Source organism: Herbaspirillum lusitanum P6-12 (assembly GCF_000256565.1).
In the GTDB taxonomy this organism is placed as follows: domain Bacteria; phylum Pseudomonadota; class Gammaproteobacteria; order Burkholderiales; family Burkholderiaceae_D; genus Herbaspirillum; species Herbaspirillum lusitanum.
Genome location: NZ_AJHH01000670.1, coordinates 1 through 3,930 on the forward strand (window position 1 = coordinate 1; position 3,930 = coordinate 3,930).

The following is a 3,930-nucleotide window of genomic DNA, read 5'->3' on the forward strand; positions in this document are numbered from 1 at the left end:
AAAAACGGGACTGGCGCCTGGCGCTCAGTCCCGCTGCTGCAACCCTGAAAACTTAGCGAGCGACGATGTCGCTTTCCATTTTGGGGCGCTTGAAACGCTTGGGCGACTCACCCTCGACGATGTCGTCGATCTGCTTCGGCAGCTTGTCGTAGACCGAGCAATCGTCTTCACGCTCTTTCGCGCGGAACGATTTTCCTGCCTTGCTGAAACGACCTTCCTTGGCCGACAGTACATATTGATGAGCGACGCCGCTCTTGGCATTCTTGACTGCGATATTGCGTTCAATTGCTTGCATGACCCTGTCCTTACACGTCTTCTGACGTTCCCGTTCGTGGCGTTCTGCGACGACAAACACCTTTCGGCGCCATCGCAGTTGCGCGTTTTTGGCGCGCTGTAAGTCAACTAACGCACCAAATTCGATTTGGAATACGCAAAATCCGAATTTTTGTCAGGGAGTAGCAAGAAAAAACAAAATTCCGCCATGTTTGCGGCACCGCAGCAAAATGTAAACTCCAGTCTTTACAAGGCTTTACGGCGTTTTTCTCGACCGAAATTTGAAGAACATACGCAGTAGCAGCAGACTCGTAACAATTGTTGCAAAAAGTATCGGCTGGGCCAGCAGGTTCTTGCCCGCCTTCATCCACCAGAAGTGCAAAATGCCCAGCGGCAAGATCAGGTACATCAGCCGGTGCAGCCACAGCCAGCGTTTGGCGCCGAGCCGGCGCACCATAGCATTGGTGCTGGTGGCCGCCAGCGGGATCAGCAGCACGAAGGCAATGAAGCCGACAGTGATGAACGGCCGCTTGATGACGTCGCGCCACATTTCTTCCACGTCGAAGAAATGGTCGAACCAGAAAAACGTCATGAAGTGCAGCACCACGTAAAAGAATGAAAACAATCCCAGCATGCGGCGCAGCCGGATCAGCCAGTTCCAGCCGGTCAGGCGCCGCAGCGGCGTGACCGCCAGCGTGATGCACAGGAAATACAGCGTCCAGTCGCCGGTGTTGCGCGTGATGAATTCGATCGGGTTGGCGCCGAGGCGGTCGAGGAAGCCGAACGCGATCAGCCGCACGAACGGCAACAGCGCCAGCACGAACAGCACGCCCTTGAGGATGCCGACCTGGCGCGGCTTGAGGTTGCGCAGTGCATTCATGGGCGCGCTCAAAAGAATTTCTTCAGATCCATGCCCGCATACAGCGGCGCGACTTCGTTATAGCCGTTGAACATCAGCGTCTTGCGCTTGCGGGACAGGAAACCGTCTTCGCCGATGCGGCGCTCCGAGGCCTGCGACCAGCGCGGATGGTCGACATTGGGATTGACGTTGGAATAGAAGCCGTATTCGTGCGGCGCCGACACGTTCCATGCGGTCTTGGGCTGTTCCTTGAGGAAACGGATCTTGACGATGGACTTGGCCGACTTGAAACCGTATTTCCACGGCACCACCACGCGCACCGGCGCGCCGTTCTGATTCGGCAGCACTTCGCCGTACATGCCCACCGTCAGCAGCGTCAGCGGATGATTGGCTTCGTCCAGGCGCAGGCCTTCGGTGTAAGGCCATTGCAGCACGCGCTCGTAGACGCCGGGCATCTGCTTCTTGTCGTCGAGGGTGACGAATTCGATGTACTTGGCGTTGCCGGTGGGTTCGGCCTTTTTGATCAGTTCGGACAGCGAATAGCCGATCCACGGAATCACCATCGACCAGCCCTCGACGCAGCGCAGGCGGTAGATACGCTCTTCCAGCGGCGCCAGCTTGAGCAGCGCATCGATGTCGAGCGTCAGCGGCTTTTTCACCTCGCCTTCGATGGCGATGGTCCACGGCCGCGTCTTCAGCGTGCCGGCGTTTTGCGCCGGATCACCCTTGTCGGTGCCGAATTCATAGAAATTGTTGTAAGTGCTGGCGTCCTTGAAGCTGGTCTGCTTGTCCATCACGACATAGGCGGAGTTGGCCTTGGCGGTCAGCTTCTGCGCCCCGGGCGTCTGCGCCAGGGCGGGTTGCGTCATGGTTTCCAGCAAGGCGCCGCCGGCGATCGAGCCGACCGCGACGTGGCGCATGAAATCGCGACGCGATTCGAACAACGCGCGCGGCGTGATCTCGGAAGGCAGCGGAACGTCGATATTGCGGAGCTGGCGCTTGATGAACATGGAATCTCCTGTGGCGGACAATGGCGGTCACTGACGACCATTGGTCGCGTTGATCCGCATCATCTTACAGAAGTTCGCCGATTTGATTGTGCCGAAGAGGAGCAGGTCAGGAGAGATTGGCGACCGGCGCCAGGCGGCCCGGCAAGCGGGATCAGCAGCACGAAGGCAATGAAGCCGACAGTGATGAACGGCCGCTTGATGACGTCGCGCCACATTTCTTCCACGTCGAAGAAATGGTCGAACCAGAAAAACGTCATGAAGTGCAGCACCACGTAAAAGAATGAAAACAATCCCAGCATGCGGCGCAGCCGGATCAGCCAGTTCCAGCCGGTCAGGCGCCGCAGCGGCGTGACCGCCAGCGTGATGCACAGGAAATACAGCGTCCAGTCGCCGGTGTTGCGCGTGATGAATTCGATCGGGTTGGCGCCGAGGCGGTCGAGGAAGCCGAACGCGATCAGCCGCACGAACGGCAACAGCGCCAGCACGAACAGCACGCCCTTGAGGATGCCGACCTGGCGCGGCTTGAGGTTGCGCAGTGCATTCATGGGCGCGCTCAAAAGAATTTCTTCAGATCCATGCCCGCATACAGCGGCGCGACTTCGTTATAGCCGTTGAACATCAGCGTCTTGCGCTTGCGGGACAGGAAACCGTCTTCGCCGATGCGGCGCTCCGAGGCCTGCGACCAGCGCGGATGGTCGACATTGGGATTGACGTTGGAATAGAAGCCGTATTCGTGCGGCGCCGACACGTTCCATGCGGTCTTGGGCTGTTCCTTGAGGAAACGGATCTTGACGATGGACTTGGCCGACTTGAAACCGTATTTCCACGGCACCACCACGCGCACCGGCGCGCCGTTCTGATTCGGCAGCACTTCGCCGTACATGCCCACCGTCAGCAGCGTCAGCGGATGATTGGCTTCGTCCAGGCGCAGGCCTTCGGTGTAAGGCCATTGCAGCACGCGCTCGTAGACGCCGGGCATCTGCTTCTTGTCGTCGAGGGTGACGAATTCGATGTACTTGGCGTTGCCGGTGGGTTCGGCCTTTTTGATCAGTTCGGACAGCGAATAGCCGATCCACGGAATCACCATCGACCAGCCCTCGACGCAGCGCAGGCGGTAGATACGCTCTTCCAGCGGCGCCAGCTTGAGCAGCGCATCGATGTCGAGCGTCAGCGGCTTTTTCACCTCGCCTTCGATGGCGATGGTCCACGGCCGCGTCTTCAGCGTGCCGGCGTTTTGCGCCGGATCACCCTTGTCGGTGCCGAATTCATAGAAATTGTTGTAAGTGCTGGCGTCCTTGAAGCTGGTCTGCTTGTCCATCACGACATAGGCGGAGTTGGCCTTGGCGGTCAGCTTCTGCGCCCCGGGCGTCTGCGCCAGGGCGGGTTGCGTCATGGTTTCCAGCAAGGCGCCGCCGGCGATCGAGCCGACCGCGACGTGGCGCATGAAATCGCGACGCGATTCGAACAACGCGCGCGGCGTGATCTCGGAAGGCAGCGGAACGTCGATATTGCGGAGCTGGCGCTTGATGAACATGGAATCTCCTGTGGCGGACAATGGCGGTCACTGACGACCATTGGTCGCGTTGATCCGCATCATCTTACAGAAGTTCGCCGATTTGATTGTGCCGAAGAGGAGCAGGTCAGGAGAGATTGGCGACCGGCGCCAGGCGGCCCGGCAATTCCGCCAGTTCGCGGATCACGTGCACGCCATCGGGCAGCGTCAGCACATGGTCTTCCGACTGCAGCGCAAACACCGTCATGCCCGCCGCCAGGCCGGCCTTGACGCCG

The 3,930-nt window shown here is 59.4% G+C and carries 4 protein-coding genes and 1 pseudogene; all 5 read right to left on the reverse strand.

Going from position 1 to position 3,930, the window contains the following annotated elements; translation table 11 throughout:
• Positions 1 to 52 precede the first annotated feature (52 nt).
• The gene (locus tag HLUSI_RS0121840; protein ID WP_016835995.1) at positions 53 to 295 is read right to left on the reverse strand and encodes a hypothetical protein; all 243 of its coding nucleotides are present in this window, start codon (positions 293 to 295) and stop codon (positions 53 to 55) included.
• Positions 296 to 529: 234 nt separating this feature from the next.
• A complete protein-coding gene (locus tag HLUSI_RS0121845) occupies positions 530 to 1,153 on the reverse strand; it encodes a protein-methionine-sulfoxide reductase heme-binding subunit MsrQ (protein WP_016835996.1) in 624 nt (207 codons plus the stop codon).
• An 8-nt stretch (positions 1,154 to 1,161) separates the two neighbouring features.
• Positions 1,162 to 2,142, reverse strand: coding sequence for a protein-methionine-sulfoxide reductase catalytic subunit MsrP (gene msrP, locus HLUSI_RS0121850; RefSeq protein WP_016835997.1), 981 nt, complete (start codon positions 2,140 to 2,142; stop codon positions 1,162 to 1,164).
• Positions 2,143 to 2,282: 140 nt separating this feature from the next.
• Positions 2,283 to 2,687 (reverse strand): annotated as a pseudogene (locus tag HLUSI_RS30055) (sulfoxide reductase heme-binding subunit YedZ); the annotation flags it as partial.
• An 8-nt stretch (positions 2,688 to 2,695) separates the two neighbouring features.
• Positions 2,696 to 3,676 carry a protein-methionine-sulfoxide reductase catalytic subunit MsrP gene (gene msrP / locus HLUSI_RS0121860; RefSeq protein WP_016835997.1) on the reverse strand — a complete coding sequence of 327 codons (981 nt, stop codon included), beginning with the start codon at positions 3,674 to 3,676 and terminating at the stop codon, positions 2,696 to 2,698.
• Positions 3,677 to 3,930 lie beyond the last annotated feature (254 nt).

Bases quoted from the DNA above. Each gene is read 5' to 3' on its own strand.
- HLUSI_RS0121840 (WP_016835995.1), bottom strand. From the start codon at position 295: ATGCAAGCAATTGAACGCAATATCGCAGTCAAGAATGCCAAGAGCGGC.
- HLUSI_RS0121845 (WP_016835996.1), bottom strand. From the start codon at position 1,153: ATGAATGCACTGCGCAACCTCAAGCCGCGCCAGGTCGGCATCCTCAAG.
- msrP (WP_016835997.1), bottom strand. From the start codon at position 2,142: ATGTTCATCAAGCGCCAGCTCCGCAATATCGACGTTCCGCTGCCTTCC.
- msrP (WP_016835997.1), bottom strand. From the start codon at position 3,676: ATGTTCATCAAGCGCCAGCTCCGCAATATCGACGTTCCGCTGCCTTCC.